This is a genomic window from Actinoplanes sp. NPDC048967, from assembly GCF_040649415.1.
Taxonomy (GTDB): Bacteria; Actinomycetota; Actinomycetes; order Mycobacteriales; family Micromonosporaceae; genus Actinoplanes.
Genome location: NZ_JBEZFL010000006.1, coordinates 443484 through 463405 on the forward strand (window position 1 = coordinate 443484; position 19922 = coordinate 463405).

The 19922-nt window shown below is 72.7% G+C and carries 22 protein-coding genes; 9 read left to right on the plus strand and 13 right to left on the minus strand.

Translation table 11 applies throughout. From position 1 onward, the window contains the following. Window positions 1–74 precede the first annotated feature (74 nt). Window positions 75–761 carry an SDR family NAD(P)-dependent oxidoreductase gene (locus tag AB0C12_RS27620; RefSeq protein WP_360552723.1) on the plus strand — a complete coding sequence of 229 codons (687 nt, stop codon included), beginning with the start codon at window positions 75–77 and terminating at the stop codon, window positions 759–761. Between the two features lies 1 nt (window position 762). Here AB0C12_RS27620 and AB0C12_RS27625 read toward each other — a convergent pair whose 3' ends face one another. From AB0C12_RS27625 to AB0C12_RS27645, 5 genes are all read right to left on the minus strand, one after another. Continuing rightward, window positions 763–1965 carry a hypothetical protein gene (locus AB0C12_RS27625; protein ID WP_360552724.1) on the minus strand — a complete coding sequence of 401 codons (1203 nt, stop codon included), beginning with the start codon at window positions 1963–1965 and terminating at the stop codon, window positions 763–765. Beyond that, the gene (locus tag AB0C12_RS27630; RefSeq protein ID WP_360552725.1) at window positions 1965–3605 is read right to left on the minus strand and encodes a hypothetical protein; all 1641 of its coding nucleotides are present in this window, start codon (window positions 3603–3605) and stop codon (window positions 1965–1967) included. The genes AB0C12_RS27625 and AB0C12_RS27630 overlap by 1 nt, the downstream gene beginning before the upstream one ends. A gap of 18 nt (window positions 3606–3623) precedes the next feature. Further along, on the minus strand, window positions 3624–4775 hold the full coding sequence (locus tag AB0C12_RS27635; protein WP_360552726.1) for a patatin-like phospholipase family protein: 1152 nt from the start codon (window positions 4773–4775) through the stop codon (window positions 3624–3626). A 114-nt stretch (window positions 4776–4889) separates the two neighbouring features. Then, entirely contained in the window at window positions 4890–6686 is a 1797-nt protein-coding gene (locus tag AB0C12_RS27640) for a HAMP domain-containing sensor histidine kinase (protein WP_360552727.1), read from the minus strand. Continuing rightward, complete coding sequence (locus AB0C12_RS27645) at window positions 6683–7390, minus strand: response regulator transcription factor (RefSeq protein WP_360552728.1); 708 nt, start codon at window positions 7388–7390, stop codon at window positions 6683–6685. The genes AB0C12_RS27640 and AB0C12_RS27645 overlap by 4 nt, the downstream gene beginning before the upstream one ends. Before the next feature lie 90 nt (window positions 7391–7480). Between AB0C12_RS27645 and AB0C12_RS27650 the strand changes: the two genes are divergently transcribed. From AB0C12_RS27650 to AB0C12_RS27660, 3 genes are read left to right on the plus strand one after another with little or no spacing between them, the layout of a single operon-like run. After that, the gene (locus AB0C12_RS27650; RefSeq protein ID WP_360552729.1) at window positions 7481–8659 is read left to right on the plus strand and encodes an efflux RND transporter periplasmic adaptor subunit; all 1179 of its coding nucleotides are present in this window, start codon (window positions 7481–7483) and stop codon (window positions 8657–8659) included. Between the two features lie 35 nt (window positions 8660–8694). After that, window positions 8695–9345: an ABC transporter ATP-binding protein gene (locus tag AB0C12_RS27655; protein ID WP_360552857.1), complete on the plus strand. Its 651-nt coding sequence runs from the start codon at window positions 8695–8697 to the stop codon at window positions 9343–9345. Next, complete coding sequence (locus AB0C12_RS27660; RefSeq protein ID WP_360552730.1) at window positions 9342–10550, plus strand: ABC transporter permease; 1209 nt, start codon at window positions 9342–9344, stop codon at window positions 10548–10550. The genes AB0C12_RS27655 and AB0C12_RS27660 overlap by 4 nt, the downstream gene beginning before the upstream one ends. 42 nt (window positions 10551–10592) lie before the next feature. Here the strand turns inward: AB0C12_RS27660 and AB0C12_RS27665 are convergent, their stop codons facing one another. Together AB0C12_RS27665 and AB0C12_RS27670 are read right to left on the minus strand one after the other, a co-directional pair. After that, entirely contained in the window at window positions 10593–11165 is a 573-nt protein-coding gene (locus AB0C12_RS27665) for a hypothetical protein (RefSeq protein WP_360552731.1), read from the minus strand. 88 nt (window positions 11166–11253) lie between these two features. Beyond that, on the minus strand, window positions 11254–11601 hold the full coding sequence (locus tag AB0C12_RS27670; protein WP_360552732.1) for a metalloregulator ArsR/SmtB family transcription factor: 348 nt from the start codon (window positions 11599–11601) through the stop codon (window positions 11254–11256). Between the two features lie 186 nt (window positions 11602–11787). On the opposite strand from AB0C12_RS27670, the gene AB0C12_RS27675 reads away from it, so the two are divergent. Next, window positions 11788–12159 (plus strand): hypothetical protein, encoded by a 372-nt coding sequence (locus AB0C12_RS27675; RefSeq protein WP_360552733.1) that lies wholly within the window; start codon window positions 11788–11790, stop codon window positions 12157–12159. Between the two features lie 9 nt (window positions 12160–12168). On the opposite strand, the gene AB0C12_RS27680 is transcribed toward AB0C12_RS27675, so the two are convergent. Beyond that, entirely contained in the window at window positions 12169–12501 is a 333-nt protein-coding gene (locus tag AB0C12_RS27680; protein WP_360552734.1) for a metalloregulator ArsR/SmtB family transcription factor, read from the minus strand. Between the two features lie 214 nt (window positions 12502–12715). On the opposite strand from AB0C12_RS27680, the gene AB0C12_RS27685 reads away from it, so the two are divergent. Next, window positions 12716–14368 (plus strand): SulP family inorganic anion transporter, encoded by a 1653-nt coding sequence (locus tag AB0C12_RS27685; RefSeq protein WP_360552735.1) that lies wholly within the window; start codon window positions 12716–12718, stop codon window positions 14366–14368. A gap of 77 nt (window positions 14369–14445) precedes the next feature. Here AB0C12_RS27685 and AB0C12_RS27690 read toward each other — a convergent pair whose 3' ends face one another. The 4 genes from AB0C12_RS27690 to AB0C12_RS27705 form a co-directional block, all read right to left on the minus strand. Next, a complete protein-coding gene (locus tag AB0C12_RS27690; RefSeq protein WP_360552736.1) occupies window positions 14446–14781 on the minus strand; it encodes an STAS domain-containing protein in 336 nt (111 codons plus the stop codon). Between the two features lie 83 nt (window positions 14782–14864). Further along, on the minus strand, window positions 14865–16442 hold the full coding sequence (locus AB0C12_RS27695) for an ABC transporter permease (RefSeq protein WP_360552737.1): 1578 nt from the start codon (window positions 16440–16442) through the stop codon (window positions 14865–14867). Continuing rightward, complete coding sequence (locus AB0C12_RS27700; protein WP_360552738.1) at window positions 16439–17335, minus strand: ABC transporter ATP-binding protein; 897 nt, start codon at window positions 17333–17335, stop codon at window positions 16439–16441. Before AB0C12_RS27700 ends, AB0C12_RS27695 begins: the two co-directional genes overlap by 4 nt. Before the next feature lie 208 nt (window positions 17336–17543). After that, window positions 17544–17675, minus strand: coding sequence for a hypothetical protein (locus AB0C12_RS27705; protein ID WP_360552739.1), 132 nt, complete (start codon window positions 17673–17675; stop codon window positions 17544–17546). A 183-nt stretch (window positions 17676–17858) separates the two neighbouring features. Here AB0C12_RS27705 and AB0C12_RS27710 point away from each other — a divergent pair, with 183 nt between their 5' ends. After that, window positions 17859–18344, plus strand: coding sequence for a hypothetical protein (locus AB0C12_RS27710; protein WP_360552740.1), 486 nt, complete (start codon window positions 17859–17861; stop codon window positions 18342–18344). After that, entirely contained in the window at window positions 18341–19024 is a 684-nt protein-coding gene (locus tag AB0C12_RS27715) for a hypothetical protein (RefSeq protein WP_360552741.1), read from the plus strand. Before AB0C12_RS27710 ends, AB0C12_RS27715 begins: the two co-directional genes overlap by 4 nt. On the opposite strand, the gene AB0C12_RS27720 is transcribed toward AB0C12_RS27715, so the two are convergent. Beyond that, window positions 18985–19152, minus strand: coding sequence for a hypothetical protein (locus AB0C12_RS27720; RefSeq protein WP_360552742.1), 168 nt, complete (start codon window positions 19150–19152; stop codon window positions 18985–18987). The genes AB0C12_RS27715 and AB0C12_RS27720 overlap by 40 nt on opposite strands. 85 nt (window positions 19153–19237) lie before the next feature. On the opposite strand from AB0C12_RS27720, the gene AB0C12_RS27725 reads away from it, so the two are divergent. Continuing rightward, a complete protein-coding gene (locus AB0C12_RS27725; protein ID WP_360552743.1) occupies window positions 19238–19921 on the plus strand; it encodes a SprT-like domain-containing protein in 684 nt (227 codons plus the stop codon). Window position 19922: the final 1 nt, after the last annotated feature.

The window sequence follows — 19922 nt, forward strand, 5'->3', positions numbered from 1 at the left end:
CTCGCCCGGGCAGCCGTGCATACCGTCGCTGACAGCCCCGATCGGGCAGCCACCGCGACAGGAGAGACAGACGAATGACCATCACACTGATCACCGGGGCCAACAAGGGCATCGGTTTCGAGACGGCCAGGCAGCTGCTGGACCTGGGTCACGTCGTCTATGTCGGCGCGCGTGACGCCGAGCGGGGTGAGAAGGCCGCGGCGACGCTCGGTGCTCGCTTCGTGCAGCTCGACGTGACCGACGACACCTCGGTGCGGACCGCGCTGGCGACGATCGGTGCGGCCGAGGGCCGGCTCGATGTTCTCGTGCACAACGCGGGCGTTCTCGCCAACGACGATCTGGACGGACCGGCGGCGCTGCGGGCGTTCGACACCAACGCGGTGGGGATCGTCCGGGTCACCGAGGCGGCCCTGCCGCTGCTGCGCCGGTCGTCGAATCCCACGGTGGTCACCGTGTCGAGCAGCGCCGGCTCGTTCTGGGCGGTGACCAACCCCGAGCGGCCGGAGTACCACCTGCCGCTCGCGCTCTATTCCGCGTCCAAGACCGCGGCCACCATGCTCACCGTCCAGTACGCGAAGGCGCAGCCGGGCATCAAGTTCAACGCGATCGAGCCCGGCACCACCGCGACCGACATGACCGCGGACTTCGGCATCGGCCGGCCGGTGGCGCAGAGCGCGGCCGTCGTGGTGCGCTTCGCCACGCTCGGCCCGGACGGCCCGACCGGCACCTACCAGGACGAGAACGGCGTCCTGCCCTGGTGACTCAACCCTCGAACGTCACGTCGTAGAACAGCTCGTCGCGGCGGTCGAGGGTGGACAGCAGGGTCGCCCGTTCGGCGAGGCGGCTGTTGGTCAGCTCGTGCGGGATGCCGGCGTACGTGTGGTCCCAGGTCGAGATCGCCGCCCGGCGCGGGCGGTCGTCGGGTGGCACCGCCGGCATGATGGCCTCGAAGACCTCGTCGGTGGGCGTGCCGTTGTGGCTGCCGTGATGCGAGACCTTGAGGAAGTGGACGGGCTTGAGCACGTTCTGCCGGGCCATCGTCCGCCAGCTCCGGATCTCCGCGTCGCCGGAGAAGAGCAGCCGCCAGCCGCGCCATTCGAGCGCGAAGACGATGCTGGTGTTGTTGGCCGCTCTGTCGATCGCGAAGAGGTTGTCGACGGCGCCGGCCCGGCGGGCCGCGACGAGTCCGAGGAAGGCACCCGCGTCGACACCCGGGGGCGGCAGCGGATCCGGCGCCGGCCGGGTCCGGCGTTCCGGCGGCCGCTCCGGTACGGCACCGGAGTCGAGCGGCAGCATCCGTCCGTAGTAGGCGGAGGTGTCCTCCTCCGGCGCCCAGACCGACAGCTCGGCCTCGCGGAACGGGTGCGTGCCCCGCAGCTTCGTCTCGCGGTGCACGTAGTGGGTCCGGGCCAGGTTGAGCGTCTGCAGGTACGCCACGCACTGCCGGGTCCTGGTCGGGTCGTTGTTGGCGAGCATGTCGAGCACTCCGGGCGCTGCCGCCGCGGCCGTACGGGAGGTCATCATCGCGGCCACCCGGCGGTACATGGCGTCGAAGGCCAGGCGCTGCTCCTGGGCTTTCGGGTGCTTGCCGTTGTCGTAGTAGTCGGGCGCGGCCGAGGCGGTCAGCCACAGGTGCCGGATCTTGAGCCGGTCCGCGAGTTTCAGGTCCGGCAGGCGTTCGGCGGCGTAGCACAGGCCCTGGACGTGGTCGAGGTGCTCGTGGGTCATCACGTACAGGTCGAGCGGGTGCCCGTCGAGCTGGTCCAGGATGTCGCCGACGACGGCCTCGAACACGTCGTCCTCGCCGCCGCGGCCGGTGCCCGCGACCTTGGGGGCGTTGCCCACGTCGATCAGGATCCGCCGGGTGACGGTACGCCCGGTGGCCGGGTTCCGGTCCGGGACGGTCACCAGGATGGCGTCGCCGAAGCGGACGTTGTACATGCGGACGACCAGGTCCTCGGACATCAGCGTTCCCCGGCCGTGATGTGCAGCATCCGGGCCATCCCGTGCACGCGCAGGACGCCGGAGGAGACGTCCGCCTCGATCGCGCCGTGCAGCGGCGACGGGCGGCTGACCGGCGCCGCGGACACGTGCAGCTGCTCCCGTTCGATCAATTTCTTGAGCATCGCGTCGGTGGCGTCGCGGTCGGGCTGCGAACGGGTGGAGGTCAGCAGCGCGCGCACGTACGGTCCGGCCGGGCGGTCGAGGCCGATGGCCAGGGTGGTGCCGGCGCGGTACCGGCGCTGGGTGGGCAGGCCGCCCGCGGAGCCGTTGTCCTCGGTGCCGGACCACGAGACCTTGAACAGCACCTCGCGGACCATGCTGTCGCCGTCGCGGTGGTAGTACTTCTTGGTCACGTCGAGCCGGGGGCGCACCTCGAACGGGGTGTCCGGCGGGATCCCGAGCCACCGGCGGTTGCGCTGGGCGAACCGGTAGGCGGCGAAGTCGGAGGCGATGAGCCCGGGGATGTCGGCCTCCCGGACGGCCCGGTGGGTGAAGCCGGTCCGGACGTCGAGAGCCTTCGGCGTGGGCACGATGCCCCGGGTGAGGCACTCCTTCACGAAGCGCGTGCGGACCTGCGGGTGGTCGGGGTGCGAGGCCTCGTCCGCGGCCAGCACGGCCCGCACGAGGTCGGCGAAACTGACGTCGCCGGGCGGCAGGTAGTCCAGGCCGCGGATCAGCATGCGCTTGATCTGTCCGGCGGCCTCGAACAGCGCCTTCGGCGCCACGGCATGCCCGCGGAGCTCCTCGTACGTGTGGACCAGCACCCGGTAGAAAGCACCCGACAGTACGCTGGAGAGCTCGTGCGGCTCGTGATCGGGGACATCCGGGAGGGCGACGCCGCTGTTCAGGTTGCGCAGGTAGTGGCGTTCGGGGTCCAGCGCGATGGCGAACTCCTCGGCCAGTCCGCTGAAGACGTTGGTGTCGTCGATCCGCCCCTGGTAGTCGGCGAGGACGCGTTCGGTCAGCTCCTTGCAGCGCAACGAGACGAGCAGCGAGGCGAGGTCGGCGACCGCCTCGTGGATGGCCAGCGACTGCGGTGAGATCGCGGAGTACAGGTCCGGGGCGATGCCGTCGAGCAAGGCGTGCGCGGTCTCGTGGGCCACGATGTCCTGCGAGTTCGCGGTACGGACCCAGGTGCCGGGCCGGTTCGCGACGGTGAACTGGAAGAACTGCAGGCTGTGCGAGTCACGCTCGTAGTAGGCGTTGGCCATCTCGCCGGCGCGGGGCACGACCAGCAGCTGCGGGCCGTCGAAGGCCCAGTCGACGGCGCGGCCGAGCGCGTCCCGCTCCTCGAACATGGTGATCGTCTTGTGCACCGCGCCGAACACCGACACCGCGGTGGCGATCGTGTCGACGTCCTCGGCGTCCAGGCTCACCGGGCGCGGCACCTCGTACGAGCCGCGCTTGGCTCGTCCCCTGGGCGGGACGAACCGGGCGGACGGTGCCAGCGCTCCGCTCGCGGGCTCGAAGTCGAGCACGGCGACCCGCGGTGAGACCGGGCCGTCGAGGAACAGGTCGGCGTCGACGGTGATCTGCTCGGTCGGCTGGATGTCCTTGTACCGGATGACGACGGGGTCCTTGACGATCACGGGAACGCTCACCCGCATGACGCACCTGCCTCAGGAGATCGGTAGTCGGCCCGGTGGGGCGAGGGTGGGATCGACCCGGCTGCGCAGGGCGGTGTCGGTGATCGCGTAACCCCAGTTGATGAGGGCCCGCTGGGTCGGCTCGTCGAGGCGCGACAGCCCGGTGGGGACCGTCCGGGCCCGTTGCACGTCCGCCCCGGCGATCACCACCGGGTCGGCCAGGTGGTAGTCGGCCGGTTCCGTCCGGAGCCCCCAGTACGCCCCGTCGCGCAGGTTCCGCTGGTAGGCGGCGATGAGCTGGATCTTGCGCAGGGCGCGTACCTGGCTGTCGACGATCTCCAGGACGCGGATGCCGTGCCGCACCCAGTCGCGTCCCGGGGCGGGCTCGGCATCGAACTTCCCGCCGCCGTCGCTGACCAGCAGGCGGCGGCAGCGGTACCAGGCGGTCTGGAGGCCGAGGTTGTCGTACACGCCGCCGTCGGAGAGCCAGACGGACTCGCGGAACGCGGCCGCCTGGTTGACCCCGCCCGGCACGGCTTCGAACCGTCCTGAAGGAGTGATCCGGTGCGGGGACAGCACCGGCGGGAACGCGCTGGAGGCAGCGACCGCGTCGGCCAGCCTGGTGGTCGGATCCCGCCACAGCCCCACCGTCCAGTCCCCCGCGTACGGGCGGGAGAAGCGGAACAGTTTCCCGGTCTGGACGTTGGTGGCGTTGATGACGAACCGCGGCCCGGCGCCGTCCTCGGGCAGCGACCGCAGCGTCGCGCCGTGGAACAGGTGCCGGTCGTAGGCCCGGGCGACCGTCTCGGCCACGCTCCGGCCGGGCAGCAGCACGCCGGTCAGCACGGACTTCTTGTCGATCGACCGGCCGGCCATCGCCCGCAACGGGGCGACGACCCGGTCGGTGAGCGCGCGGGCCACGCCGCCGGGCCCGAAGTCGAGGTCCGGCCAAGCCAGGGCCAGCACGGCCGCGGTGATCGACCCGCCGGACACGCTCGACACCCGGTCGAGGGTGCGCAGCAGGCCGGTCTCGTTGAGCCGGATCAGCGCCCCTACGTGGAAGAGCATCGCGCGGTAGCCGCCGCCGGACAGGCACAGGGCGGTGCCGCTGGTGGGCTCGGGGCGGGCAGCCGGGTCGCTGATCGGTAGCGAGGCCGCTGACCCGGTGGGTCTGGAGTCGGGCATGTGGCACCTGCCTGTGGCGGGCCGGATATGCGCTGCTGCGGTGTCAGAATACGTCCCGGGCCGGCCGCCGGGGGCCAGGTCGGGCAGTCGGATAGGTGACCCGCTGTGATCGGGTCAGGGCAGTCTGACGGTGAACGTCGTACCGCTGCCGGGGGTGCTGTCCACCTCGACGGTGCCGCCGTGCGCGTCGGCCAGCTTGCGCACGATGGCCAGCCCCAGGCCGCTGCCGCCGGTCGCCCGGCTGCGGGACTCGTCGGCGCGCCAGAAGCGGTCGAAGATCTTCGGCAGGTTCTCCGCGGCGATGCCCACGCCGGTGTCCCGGACGGTGATCGTCGAGCCCTGCGCGCTCACCGTGACCGAGCCGCCGCGCGGGGTGTAACGGATGCCGTTGGACACCAGGTTGCCGACCATCTGACGCAGCCGTACCGGATCAGCCGCCACCACCGGGTCGCCGTCCACCTCCATGGCCAGCCCCACACCGGCCGCGTGCGCGGGCGCGCGCTGGCTGTCCACCGCCTGGACCAGCACGTCCCGGACGTACGTCGGTTCGGGGTGGATGCGCAGCGTGCCGGCGTCGGCCGCGGACAGGTCACTCAGGTCGTCGATGATGTGCTGCAGCAGCACCGCCTCCTCGTGCAGCAGCTCGAGCAGCTGCCCGTCGGTCGGGGCCAGGTCGTCCTGGGCGGCCTCCAGCCAGCTGCGGATGTTGGTCAGCGGGGTCCGCAGCTCGTGGGCCACGTCGCTGACCATGGCCCGGCGCTGGGCCTCGGCCCGGTCGCGGCGCTCGGCCGAGTCGTTCAGCGCGCGGGCCAGCCGGCCGATCTCGTCCTGGGTGGACACCAGCGCGGGGGTGTGCCGGTCGGCGGCGTCGGTGAGGGCGCGCAGCGGACGGATCAGGCGGCGGCCGACCAGCACGGTGATGAAGATGGTGGCGAGCAGCACGCCGCCGGTGGTCGTCACGATCCGGATCGTGTTCTGCCGGGACAGGGTGAAGCGGGTCTGGTCGGAGCCGGTGTCCGGGTCGGTGACGAACAGCAGGGCGGGCGGGGCGACGTACGGCTGCAGCATGGCCCGCCGCGACTTCTCGACGCAGCCGCGGATGCGGGCGGTGGCCCGTTTGTTGCCGAGGTCGAACAGCTCCCGCGGGCCGAGCGCGGTCGCGACCGCCTGATCCTTCAGGTCGGCGGGTTCGGCCTTCTGCACGTACGTCGAGAAGTCGGGCCACACGCCGAGCTGGTATTCCGGCGGCGGACCGGCGCAGCGGGTGACCAGCGCGCCCAGCTTGCCCAGCGGCTTGGCCTCGGCCCTGGTCAACGCGGGCAGCTTCGCCTCGCAGGCCGCGATGACCTTGTCGGGGCCGGTCACGGTGAGCGCCGGCCGGCCGTTCGGCAGCTCGGTGATCCGCCCGTCCGAACCGATCCGGCGCACGCAGCTGAGCTGGTCCTCGGCCACCTTCCGCAGCTCGGCCCGCTCGGCGGCCGGGAGCCGGAACGGGCCGACCGCCCGCGCGTCGATGCGCTCGGTGCCCCCGGTCAGGGCCAGGTCGAGGTTGAGCGGGTCGACGGTGGCCGACGGCCGGGCGGCCGCCAGCGACGGGCCCGGGCCGGAGTCGGCGATCACCACCCGGTCGGCGGTCATCAGCGTGATGCGGCGGCCGAGCTTGGCCGAGCGGGCCCGGATCAGCGCCGGCGCTCCCGACCAGTCGGCGTGGGTGGCCCCGTAGCCGACGAGCATGTCGTACACGCCCTTGTCCTCGGTGAGCGAGCGGCCCTGCTCCTGCCGGATGGCCCGGGTGGCGGTGCTGACGGCCAGCCAGGCCGTCGCGGCGGTCGCGGCGATCGCGATCAGCACGGAGGTGACCAGCAGCCGGGTCACCAGGCTGTGCCGCAGCGGCACCCGGCCGCGGCTCATCCGGTCTCCGCCGATCCGGCGGACAGCCGGTAGCCGACGCCGTAGACGGTGACCAGCTGGCTGGGCCGCTGCGGGTCGGTCTCGATCTTGCGGCGCAGGTTCATCACGTGCACGTCGATGGTCCGCTCGGTGGAGCTGCGGTCGATCCCGCGGGTGTGGTGCAGCAGCTGGGCCCGGGTGAACACCCGGTCCGGCTGTTCGGCCATGGCGGCCAGGATGGCGAACTCGCCCCGGGTGCACTCGACCGGCTCGTCGCCGACGGTGACCTGGTGCAGGGCCGGGTCGACGCCGATCCGGCCGATCCGGCGCAGCCCCGGACCGGCCGGCGCCGGGGCGCCCCGCGACGCCCGCCGCAGCAGCGTCCGCACCCGGGCCATCAGCTCCCGCGGGCTGTACGGCTTGGTGAGGTAGTCGTCGGCGCCCAGCTCCAGCCCGAGCAGCAGGTCCTCCTCGGCCGTGCGGGCGGTCAGCATCAGCACCAGCACGTCCGACTCCGCACGCAGCGTGCGGCACACGTGCAGCCCGTCCAGGCCGGGCATCATGACGTCGAGCACCACCAGGTCGGGTCGCCGGCGCCGGGCCTCGTCCAGCGCGGCCCGCCCGTCGTGCACGACGTACGCGTCGTGGCCCGCCGCGGTCAGGTAGCGGCGCACGACCTCGGCCTGGCGGGGATCGTCGTCGGCAACCAGGACACGGGCACGCATGGCGGCGATGATAGGCCCGCCGGGCACGCGGACCGGAGTCCTCGGCGATACCTGACAGCTTTCTAACGATCTCCGGCGACGCTCGTCGGCATGCATCCGAAGCTCGACTCCCCGACCGAGGTGATCCCCCTCGTCCCGGACCCGCCCCGGCGACGCCGCGGCGCGGTGAAATGGCTGGCCGGAGGCCTCGTCGTCGCGGTCCTCGCGGTCGTCGCCGGGGTCGTGCTGACCCGGCACCGGGCATCCGGCAAGCCCGCGGCGCAGACGCCCCCGGCGGTCGAGACGGTCAAGCTGGAGCGCCGGGACCTGTCCACCACCAAGCAGCTGAACGGCAGCATCGGCTTCGGGGCGCCCCGCCCGGTCTCCGGGCACACCGAGGCGACGGTGACCTGGCTGCCGGCCGTCGGCGCCACGATCAAGCGGGGCAAGCAGCTGTTCCGGGCCGACGACAAACCGGTGACCCTGTTCTACGGCAAGATGCCGCTCTACCGGCCGATCGCCGGGCGCAACCTGGCCGGCCGGGACGTACGGATCATCGCGGACAACCTGCGGGCGCTCGGGTACGGCATCGGCCACCAGCCCGCGCCGGGCGCATGGGTGACCCGGCCCTCCACGCCCGCACCCGCCACCAAGGTGCAGGTCAGGTCCGGGGAGAGCGTCCTCACCACCGGGCTGATCGCGGCGATCGAGAAGTGGCAGCAGGACCGCGGCCTGCCGGTCACCGGGCAGGTGGCGGTCGGTGACGTCGAGGTGCTGCCCGGTGCGGTCCGGGTCGACTCGCTCGCCGTGCAGCCCGGCTCCCCGGCGAACGCCCCGCTGATGTCGGTCACCTCCACCCGCAAGGTGATCACCGTGCCGGCCGAGCTCAGCGACGCCGCCGTCCTGGAACGGGGCAAGCGCGTGACCGTGAGCCTGCCCGACGACCGTACGGTCAAGGCCAGGATCTCCGCGGTCGGCCGCACCCTCGCCGCGCCGGAGGGTGGTGTGGCCGACGGGGCACCGACCATGACCGTGTCGGTGACCGTCGACGACCCGAAAGCCATCGCCGACCTGGACTCGGCCGACGTCCAGGTGAATGTGGCCGGCCGGACCGTCGAGGACGTGCTGGCCGCGCCGGTCGAGGCGCTGGTCGCGCTGACCGAGGGCGGCTACGCCGTGCAGGGCCCGCAGGGACTGGTCGCGGTCGGGACCGGGATGTTCGCCGACGGCTGGGTCGAGATCAGCGGCGACGGCCTGGCCCCCGGCACCGACGTGGTGGTCGCGTCGTGACGGACGAACCCGTCCTGCGCGTCCGTGACGCGAGCATGCGCTATCCCGGCGGCGTCACCGCCCTGGCCGGGGTGAGCCTGGACATCGCCCGGGGCGAGATGGTGGCCATCGTGGGCCCGTCCGGGTCGGGTAAATCGACCCTGCTGAACATCATCGGTACGCTCGACCGCCCCACCTCGGGCACGGTCCGGATCTCCGGGCAGGACGTGGCCACGCTCAGCGACCGGCACCTGTCGGCGCTGCGGGCCCGCGAGATCGGCTTCGTCTTCCAGCAGTTCCACCTCACCGACGGGCTCAGCGCGGCCGAGAACGTCGCCACCGGCCTGCTCTACGCCGGGGTGCCCCGCCGCCACCGCGGGCAGCGGGCCCGGCACGCGCTGGCCCGGGTCGGCCTGGCCCACCGCGCCGGGCACCGCCCGCACGAGCTGTCCGGCGGCGAACGGCAGCGCGTGGCGATCGCCCGCGCGCTGGTCAACCAGCCCTCGCTGGTACTGGCCGACGAACCGACCGGTGCCCTGGACACCACCAACGGCCGGGCCGTGCTGGGCCTGCTGCACCGGCTGAACGCCGAGGGCACCACCATCGCGCTGATCACCCACGACCGGGACATCGCGGCGTCCCTGCCGCGGCAGATCGAGATCCGCGACGGGCGCCTGGTCCGCGACGCCGGGGCGGCGCACCGATGAGCCGCGCTCCGGTCCGCCGGGCCCGGCTGGCCCCGATGGATCTGCTCGCGCTGGGCATGATCGGCCTGCGGACCCGGCCGGCCCGCGCTGCCCTGTCCGGGCTGGGCATCGCGATCGGCATCGCCACGATGATCGTGGTGACCGGCATCCCGGCCTCCAGCCAGGCCGCGCTGGTCGACGAGCTCAGCGCCCTGGGCACCAACACGCTGCAGGCGATGGCGCTGCCCGACGTCGACCCGCTGGCCCGGTTGCCGGAGTCGGCGGTGGCCATGGTCCGCCGGATCGGCCCGGTCACCGGCGCGAGCGCGGTCGCCAACACCCACACCGTGGTACGCCGCAACGACCGCACCGACCCGCGGGACGGCTCCGGCCTGACCGTGCTGGCCACCCGGACCGACCTGCTGCCCGTCATCAACGCGCGGATCCGGTCGGGGGCCTGGCTGACCGCGGTCACCGAGAAGTTCCCGGCCGTGGTGCTCGGCTCGGTCGCCGCCGACCGGCTCGGCATCACCGGGCTGCCGGCCGGCGCGCCGTCACCCCAGGTGATGATCGCCGACCGGAGGTTCACGGTGGTCGGGATCCTGGCCACCACTCCGCTGACCCCCGACATCGACCGCTCGGTGCTGGTCGGCTGGCCGTCGGCGAAATCCGAGCTCGCCTTCGACGGCCACCCGACCGTGCTCTACGTGCGCAGCGACGGGTCGCAGCTCGAGGCTGTCCGCGACGTCCTGCCCGAGACCATCTCGGCCGAGCGGCCCGGCGCGGTGATGATCACCCGGCCGTCCGACGCGCTGGCGGCCAAGCGGGCCACCGAACGCAGCTTCTCGGTGCTGTTCCTGGCCCTGGCCGGGGTGGCGCTGGTGGTCGGCGGCATCGGCGTGGCCAACACGATGGTCGTCTCGGTGCTGGAACGGCGCTCCGAGATCGGCCTGCGCCGCGCGCTGGGCGCGACCCGCGGCCAGATCCGCGGCCAGTTCCTCACCGAGTCGGTGGTGCTGGCCACGGTGGGCGGGCTGGCCGGCACGGTCCTGGGCCTGCTCGCCACCATGGGGTACGCGGCCTGGCAGGACTGGCCGCTGGTGGTCCCGGCCCGCTCGGCGGTGCTCGGGATCGGCGGGGCGATCGTCGTCGGAGTGCTGGCGGGCGTCTATCCCTGCGTACGGGCGTCGCGGCTGACGCCGACCCAAGCGCTGGCCACCATCTGAACGGGCGGACGGCGGCCGGGGCTCCGGCCGCCGCCCGGCGTGCTACTTCTTCGCCTTCGCCGCGGCCTCGCGCTCGCACTCGGGCATCAGATCCAGGCCCTTGCTGATCGAGCGGCTGTCGTTCTGGTCGCCGCCGAGCGCGATGTCGATGCCGTTGTCGCCGGTCTCGACGAACTTCACGCCCTTGCCCTTCAGGCACTTGACCACGTCGCGGGCGAAGTCCCGCGCCTCGGGGTTGGCCGGGTCCTTCTCCCACGGCGGCAGCGGGTAGTACAGCGGGTTGCAGATCCGGTCGGCCGCCTCGGCCTTCTCGGCCAGCTTGGTGATCGTCCTGGGATCCGGCCGCTTGTTGTCCTTGGACCACTCGCTCTTGGGCAGCGCGCCGTGCTCCTTGAGGCACTTGTCGTACGGCCCGAGCATGGCCTCGAACTCCTCGGGCGTGCCGTCCAGCCGTTCCCGCGGACGTTCCGGACTGGCTGAGGCGGACGCCTTGGCCTCGGGGCTGGCCAGCGTGGCCACCTTGGACGACTTGTCGGCGGCCGGCTCGGACGATCCGCAGGCCGACAACGCCGCCAGCGCCACGACCGTCACCAGCAGCGGGTGACTTCTCCGCATCGGGTTGCCTCTCTGTCCCGCGCCCGGGACGATCCCGGGCGCAAGGAGCCTGGCAAGCCGAAGTCAGGAACGTGTCAGGTTGCGCACGTCATCGCGACCGTGGGTGTGCCCCCGTGGCGCGCAGCTCGGCGAGCAGGCCGTCCCGGTCAGCCAGGACCGCGCCGAGGATGCGCCGGCCGGCGGCGAGCAGATCGGCGACGGCGGGCGTGCTGAGCGCGTACCGGACCAGACCGTCGTCGCGGAAGGAGGCGACGACGCCGGCCCGGCGCAGGACCGCGAGGTGTTGCGAGAGGGTGGACGGCTCGACGTCGATCTCGGCGAGCAGGTCACGCACCGGGAGCGGGCCTGCCTGCAGCAGCTCCAGCGTACGGATCCGGACGGGATGGCCGAGGACGCGGAACATCTCCGCCTTGGCCTGGTAGAGCGGTACCGACACCAACGGCCCCTCTTGTCATTCACGGAAGTTGCCGGTCTACCCAGTTGCCAATATCGGCAAGTCGGATCGGGGATGCCTCAGTTTTCATCGACGTGTCCCGGCAGGGGCGGACACGGAGTCCGACTGTCCCCCGCCCGGGTCGCTGATCCTCGATCCGGACAACACACCACTGGGGAGGGGTCACACATGGCGGAGATGGACGTTGCTCTCAAGGACGCCCTGCAACTGGACGGCGCGATCGCGGCGGCCATCGTCGACTACACCAGCGGCATGGCACTCGGCACGGCCGGCGGCGACCGCGGCTTCGACGTGGCGATCGCCGCGGCAGCCAACACCGAGGTGCTGCGGGCCAAGCTGCGCACGATGGAGCTGCTGGGCCTCCACGAGAAGATCGACGACATCCTGGTCACGCTCGGCTCGCAGTACCACCTGATCCGGCCGGTCACCGGCGGGTCCGGTCAAGGGCTGTTCATGTACCTGGCCCTGAACCGGGACCGCGCGAACCTGGCCATGGCCCGGCACCGGCTCCGGTCGATCGAGCGGACCCTCGAACTCTGACCGGGCCCCCTACGCCGGGTCGGCGTGCAGGTCGCGCAGCAGCTCCGCCTGGCCGCTGAGCACACCGGACAGGATCTGCCGGGCCACGGCCAGCAGCTCGGCGACGTGCGGGCTGGTCAGCGCGTAGTACACGGTGGACCCCTCCCGGCGGGTGACGACCAGGTTGGCCCGGCGCAGCACGGCCAGCTGCTGGGACAGGTGGGCGGGCTCGATGCCGACCTCGGGGAGCATCTCCGCCACGCAGCGCTCACGTTCGCTGAGCAGCTCCAGCACCCGGATGCGCGCGGGGTGACCGAGCGTCTTGAAGAACTCGGCCTTCAACTGGTACAGCGGTCGGCTCACCGTCACCACCTCGGTCCTCAGTCCCCCGCCGGCCGGCGGCGGGTCGCGGTCGCGGCCTGCGCCGTGCTGATGCTTCCACGACGACGACCGCGCGGGCGACCGCGGGTCCACCGGCACCGCCGCGACCAACGTCTTGCTTAATTGCTAATCTTCGCAAGTCGCGAGATGACGTGGCAATCGGCGGGCGTGAGAAGAGGGTGCCGTGGGCGGGTCCGTGCCTTTCGTCAGGCTGCTTCCGCAGCGCGCCGACTGGGCGGCGGTGCGCCGTGCACCGCGCGCCGACCTGGTCGCCGGGCTGACGGTGGCCGTGGTGGCGTTGCCGCTGGCCCTGGCCTTCGGCGTCACGTCGGGACTGGGAGCGCAGGCCGGACTGGTCACCGCGATCGTCGCCGGCGCGGTCGCCGCCGTGTTCGGCGGCTCGAACCTGCAGGTGTCCGGACCCACCGGGGCGATGACCGTGGTCCTGGTGCCGGTCGTCGCGCAGGTCGGCGCGGCCGGGGTGTTGATGGTGGGCGCGCTGGCCGGGGTGATCCTGATCGGGCTGGCGGTGGCCCGCCTCGGCCGCTACGTGCGGTACCTGCCCACCCCGGTGATCGAAGGCTTCACCGCGGGCATCGCCGTGGTCATCGCCCTGCAGCAGGTGCCGGCGGCCCTCGGCGTCTCCGGCGCGCACGGCGACAAGGTGTGGGCGGTGGCCGCCGACGCGGTGACCCGCTTCGCCCGCCACCCCCACCCGGCCGCCGTCGCGGTGGCTGTGGGCGTCGCGGCGTTGATGCTCCTCGGGGCCCGCCTGCGTCCCGGCGTGCCGTTCTCCCTCATCGGAGTGGCCGCCGCGACCATTCTGGTCGAGGTCACACCCATCGCCCTGCCCAGCATCGGCCGGCTGCCCGCCGGCCTACCGGCTCCGTCGCTGGACTTCCTCGACCTCGGCGCCGTGCGGACGCTGCTGCCCGCCGCGGTGGCGGTGGCGGCGCTCGCCGCACTGGAGAGCCTGCTGTCGGCCACGGTCGCCGACGCCATGACGGTCAACGAGCGCCACGATCCCGACCGCGAACTCTTCGGTCAGGGGCTGGCCAACCTGGTCTCCCCCGTGTTCGGCGGGATCCCCGCGACGGCGGCGATCGCCCGCACCGCGGTCAACGTGCGCGCCGGCGCCCGCTCGAAACTCGCGTCGCTGACCCACGCCGCCGCCCTGGCCGTCATCGTGCTCGCGGCGGCCCCGCTGGTCGCGCACATCCCGCTGGCCGCGCTGGCCGGGGTGCTGCTGGCCACCACCGTCCGCATGGTGGAGGCGGCGTCGCTGCTCGCGCTGGCCCGGTCGACCCGCCGCGACGCGCTGGTGCTGATCCTCACCTTCACCGTGACCGTCGCCTTCGACCTGGTCACCGCCGTGGTGGTCGGCATCGCCGTCGCGATCGTCCTGGCGCTGCGCGCGGTGGCCCGCACCGCCCGTATCGAGCGGATCCCCCTGGAGCAGGGCGATCACAGCGCCGAGGAACACGCCCTGCTGGCCGAGCACATCGTGGCCTACCGCCTCGACGGACCGCTGTTCTTCGGCGCGGCCCACACGTTCCTGCTGCACCTGTCCGAGATCACCGATGCCCAGGTGGTGATCCTGCGCATGTCGCGGGTGTCGACCGTGGACGCCACCGGGGCGCACGTGCTCGGCGATGCCATCACCCGGCTGCAACGACGCGGCATCACCGTGCTGCTCTCGGGCATAGCGACCAGCCACGAGGAGGTGCTCAGCACGCTCGGCGTCGCCGAGCACCTGCGCCGCGACGGGTGCGTCTTCGCGGACACGCCGGGTGCCATCGAGTACGCCCGCAGCCACCTCCTGCAGCACCGCTTGCCACCGGCCGGCTGACCCCGCAGCGGTCTCCCTCATTCAGTGGCGCCGGTCGAGTGAGCGAGGTCCCACTCTGCTTCGAGGGCCTCCAGGCGTCAGACGTCGACGGTGGCCCGATCCTCCTCGGCGGGCTGCTGGGCCCGGATGAGACTGGCCACGCCGATGTCGCGCAACTGGCCCATCACGAACGTGTCGACGTTGATCAGCGCGAAGGACATCCCGGCCCAGCTGACCGCTCGGTGGCTGTCCAGCAGCGCCGCGATCCCGGCGGCGTCGAGCACGCGGACGTCGGCCAGATCGAGCAGGATCGCCTCGGGCGCCCAGCGGACGACCGCCGCCCGCACGGCCCCGGGAATCTGCTCCGGATTCTGATAGACCACCGCACCGGAAAGAGCCAGCACGACGGTTTGATCGAGCAACTCAGCGCGCATCAGCAATGACACCCGTCGACCATGGCACAAGGTCACGTTCCGGTCCAGTCGAGGTCACCAAAAGTGATCGGTGGTGCACGCGGTCAGTAGCCGACGTCCCGGCGCCGCAGGCCCGCGTACCCGGCGGCCACCAGGGCCGCGACCAGGAGAACCAGCACGACCAGCGGCGCGACGGCCAGGTCGTTCAGCGGCACCCTCGGCGAGTGGAAGAACGGCGAGGCCTGCCGCGACCAGCCGGGCAGGTCGAACGAGTCGGCGAACATCGTGATGACGGCGCAGTAGGCGACCACGACCCAGGCGATGACCGCCGCCGCCCGGGGCAGCCAGCCGAACACCAGCACCGTCACGGCACCGACGAGCCACACCCCCGGCAGGTAGGCGAGCGCGACCCCGGCCAGCCGCGGTATCTGACCCAGGTCCGAGACAGTCAGGCCGTAGGCCAGGCCTTCGCCGAGGCCGAACGCGACCAGCACCACCGCGGTGCCGATCAGGGCGACGCTGAGCTGCCCGGCCAGCCAGACCCTGCGGCTCGTCCCGGTGGCCAGCACCATCTCGGCCCGGCCGGACGTCTCCTCGGCCCGGGCCCGCAGGACAGTGCTCACTCCGTAGGCGGCAGCGAGCAGGGCGGCCATGCCGGCGGTGACGGCCAGGTACGCGTTCAGGATGTCGTCGGAGCCGCCGGTCAGGAACTGGGCGATCTCGGGATTCTCCCGGACGTACTGGTCGATGCTCTCGCCGATCGACCCGTACGCGATGCCCAGGAGCAGCAGCCCGGCGGCCCAGCCCAGCAGGGCACCGCGCTGCAGGCGCCAGGCCAGCGCCTGCGCGTCACGCAGCAGCGCCGACGCCCGGGCCCGGCCCGGCCGCGGCGCCACCAGGCCCGCCCCGAGGTCCCGGTGCGTCAGCAGGCCCACCGCGGCCGACCCCAGCAGGGTGGCGACGGCCAGCGACACCAGCAGCGGCCACCAGCGGTCACCGGCGTACGGGTAGGTGCGCTGCCCCCACCCGATGGGTGAGGCCCAGGACAGCGTGCCGTCGCCCACGTCGCCGGCGGCCCGCAGCGCGAAGGCCGCACCGAGAAAGGCCGCGACCGTTCCGTACATCGCCCGGGTGCTCTCGAACACCTGCGCCGTCGCGGCGGTCAACGCGGCGAACACGAGACCGAACGCGGCCAGTGCGGCGCCGAACAGAGCCGAGCCGGCAACGGGCAGGCCGGTGCCGGCCGCCGCGGCGAACACCAGCAGGCCCGCGGCGACATCGGCCAGACCGGCGAGGAGCAGGGCGGCCGCCAACGGCGTACGGCGTCCCACCCGCGCCGAGCGGACCAGCTCCGCGCGGCCGGACTCCTCGTCGGCGCGGGTGTGCCGGCCGACCAGGAACATGTTCATCAACGCGACCACGATCGCGGCGAACGCGAAGATCTCGAACACGACCTCGCCGCCGATCGAGGCCAGCAGACCGGTCGGCCCGCTCATCGCGATCACGGCCGTGTTCGCGCCGATGGTCTGCCGCAGCCGTTGCAGCGCTTCGGCGGTGCCGTACAGATCCTGGCTCTGGGTGGATTGCACGAGGACGAGCAGCGTGACCCCCAGCAGCCACCAGGGCAGACTCCGCCGTTCCCGGCGCAGCAGGAAACGCAGCAGCGGCACCGTCCCGGTCATGACGGGGCTTCGCCGTAGTGGCGCAGGAACAGCTCTTCCAGCGTCGGCGGCGAGCTGGTCATGGTGCGCACCCCGAGCGGGGCCAGCTCGCGGATCACGGCGTCGAGCTGTGCGGTGTCGACGTCGAAGCGGGCGTGGTGGTCGGCGGCGACCACGTCATGGACACCGGGCAGCCGGGCGATGTCGGTGACCGGCCGCGTGGTCTCCACCGCGATCGACGTGCGGGTCAGGTGCCGCAGTTCGCTCAGCGTGCCCGACTCCACCGTGCGGCCGAGCCGGATGATGCTCACCCGGTCACCCAGCGCCTCCACCTCGGCCAGGATGTGACTCGACAACAGCACCGTCCGGCCCTGCCGCTTGACGTCCTGGATGCACCGCTGGAACGCCGACTCCATCAGCGGGTCCAGGCCGGAGGTCGGCTCGTCCAGCAGCAGCAGCTCGGCGTCGGAGGCCAGCGCGGCGATGAGCGCCACCTTCTGCCGGTTGCCCTTGGAGTAGGTGCGCGCCTTCTTCCTCGGGTCCAGGTCGAACTGCTCGAGCAACTCGTCGCGGCGCTGCCGGTTGATGCCACCGCGCAGCCGGCCGAGCAGGTCGATGACCTCGCCGCCGCTGATGCCGGGCCACAGGGTGACGTCGCCGGGCACGTACGCGAGTCGCCGGTGCAGCTGATCGGCGTCACGCCAGGGGTCGCCGCCGAGCAGCCGTACCTCGCCCGCATCGGCGCGCAGCAGCCCCAGGACGACCCGGATCGCGGTGGTCTTCCCGCTGCCGTTGGGCCCGAGGAAGCCGTGCACCTCTCCCCGGGCCACGGTCAGGTCGAGCCCGTCGAGAGCTCTGGTGGCGCCGAACGACTTGTGCAGACCGGTGATGGCGATCGCTGATTCCCGCGACATGGTCAGGTCAACTCCGGTGTGGAGGAAGGGCACACCTGGTCGCAGCGTACGCCCTCTCGCCGAGCGCCGACCGCCGCGCGGGGCCGGCGCAGCAGGCGCCGCCGGGCCGGCCCGGTGGCCGCCGAGATGAGGCAGCACGTGACGCATCGGCGACCGGAGCAGCCGGACCACGGGCGCGCCGGAATCGCGCGCCCGGCCTGAGGCATCGTCAACGACGGGCGTGACGGCGGACGCCGGCCACAGCCCCTTCGACGCCGGCGGCGACCAGCAGGATGAGAACCGTGCTGGTCACCGGCAATGCGACGGCGTACCCCGCCGCGATCAGATGGCGCTTCACCATGATGGCTCTCCTCCTTCGGCGCCCTGCCTTCTGCTGACAGCTCCAGCACACCGCTTCGCCGAGGCAGCCGGCAGAGGCGCAGGCACGGACCGATGCGGGTCTTTCGGCCCTGACCTCGCCGGCAGTGCCGTGGGCGGGAAATGCGGCGGTGCCAGGGCCGGTCCAGGCGGTACCGTCCCCCGCATGAAGGCCGCCCGGGCGTCACGCTTCCGCGATCCGACGTCGGACTACTCCCTGTACAACCTGGCCGCGCACCCGATCGACGTGGTGTGCCCGCGCTGTGCCGCGCATGCCCGGGTGGTCGCGGATCCGGCCGCCGGCGAGCTGCCGACGACCCGGCCGCGGCGGCTGGTGTGCCGCACGTGCGGGCTCGCGGCGACCTGGTCTCCCCGGGACCGCTCGTCCTGCTGGGGTGTGGCCGTCGACCCGTTCTTCCGGCAGCCGCTGTGGCTCACGGCGACCGTGCGGGGGCATCGGCTGTGGGCGTACAACCGGGCCCATCTGGACCTGCTGGCCGAGTTCGTCGCCGCTGATCTGCGGGAGCGCGGCCCGTACGGGGGATGCTCGATGTCCTTGATCGAGAAGTTGCCGGCGTGGCTCAAGTCGCGCCGCAACCGGGCGGACGTCCTGGCCGCGGTGGCGCGGCTGCGGGCCCGGGAAGCCCGGTGACCACCTTCCGGCTGCTGCGCCAGACCGCGCGATCGGCGCGTTTCGCCCGGGTCGGTGTCGAGGTGACGCCGGCGGACACGGCGTCGGTCGAGGTGATCGTGGACGTCGACGAGCACCACCGCCGGGAGGCGGAGCTGGGTGCTCGGTGGGCACTGCGGGATCAGCCGGCTCGGGTGACGGTGACCGAGGTCTTCACCACCGAGATCGACACCGGTACGGGCGACGTCCACGAGGCGACGGCCCGGGCCGTGGTGCAGGCGCTGGGCGATGACCGCTCGGTGCCGTACGCCGGTTTCAGCGATCAGCGGATGATCTCCGCCTGGCTGACCAGCCGGGTCGGCCTGCGGCTGGACGCGGCGACCGAGGCCCGGCGGTCGTCCGGGCTGGATGCGTGGTTGCTGTTGGCGGGTGACCTGCCGGTCGGGCTGCACGGCCGGGGCGATGAGCTCCGCCTGGTACGGGATGATCCCTTCCCCTCCGACGGCCTGGGCGACGGTGTCCTGTCCGGACTCGTCGGGGAACGGCTCAATGCCGGGGCCGTGATCCCCGCGCCGGGCGGCGAGCCGTTCTGCGCCGGTCTGGTGCTGCGCTTCGGGGACGACGACCTCGTCATCGGCCCGCAGGGTCTCCGCGCCGGCGTTCAGCCGGCGCTGAGCCACCTGGAGTGGATCTCCTCGTAGCGCAGCGGGTCGACCGCGGCCGGGTCGTCGAGGAGTTCGATCAGCAGAGCGCCGTTCGGCAGCAGCTCGCGCAGAGCCGGTTCGCCGGCCACCGGTACCTGTAGTTCCCACGTCCAGTCCGAGCCCACGACAGCATGGTGCCAGCCACGACGAGCACGTGCGCTCGTGGCACCATCGACGGGCGGCCAGGACCCATGACGAGGAGTATCGCGGTTGAACCAGACGCAGACACGGGAGCTCGCCACCCGGCTGATGCACCAGCACGGCCTGACCGACTGGCGGCTCGTGCTCGACAACGCCCGGACGCGGGCCGGGGTCTGCCACTCCGACCGTAAGGTGATCGGCCTCTCGCGGCACCTGATGAGCCTCTACTCCCCGGAACAGGTCACCGAGACCGTGCTGCACGAGATCGCGCATGCTCTCGTCGGCCCGCGGCACGGTCATGACCGGGTGTGGCGGGCGGCGGCGCGGCGGATCGGTTGTTCGGGGCAGCGGTGCATGCCGGCCGACGCGCCGAAGGTCGACGGTGCGTGGGCGGGGGTCTGCGCGGCGGGTCACCGTACGACGGCTCATCGCCGGCCCGTCCGGGTGCGCTCGTGTGCCGTGTGTTCCGCGGCCTTCGACCTGGCCGCGCTCTACACCTGGACCTACCGGGGAGAGCCGGCTCCGATGCACCCTCGCTACACGGCCGAGCTCGCGCGCCTGCGCGCACCCCGGACCGAGCCGGTAACCGTCGACCTCAAGGTGGGCGACCGGGTCCGGCTGACCGGCGCGGGACGGTACGGCGGGCTGGCCGGCACGATCGTCAAGCGCGGTCGCAGCCGCTACCAGGTGCAGACCAGCGCCGGCATGCTCAGCGCCGCGTTCCGGTCGGTGCAGCCCCTGACGCGCGACTGAC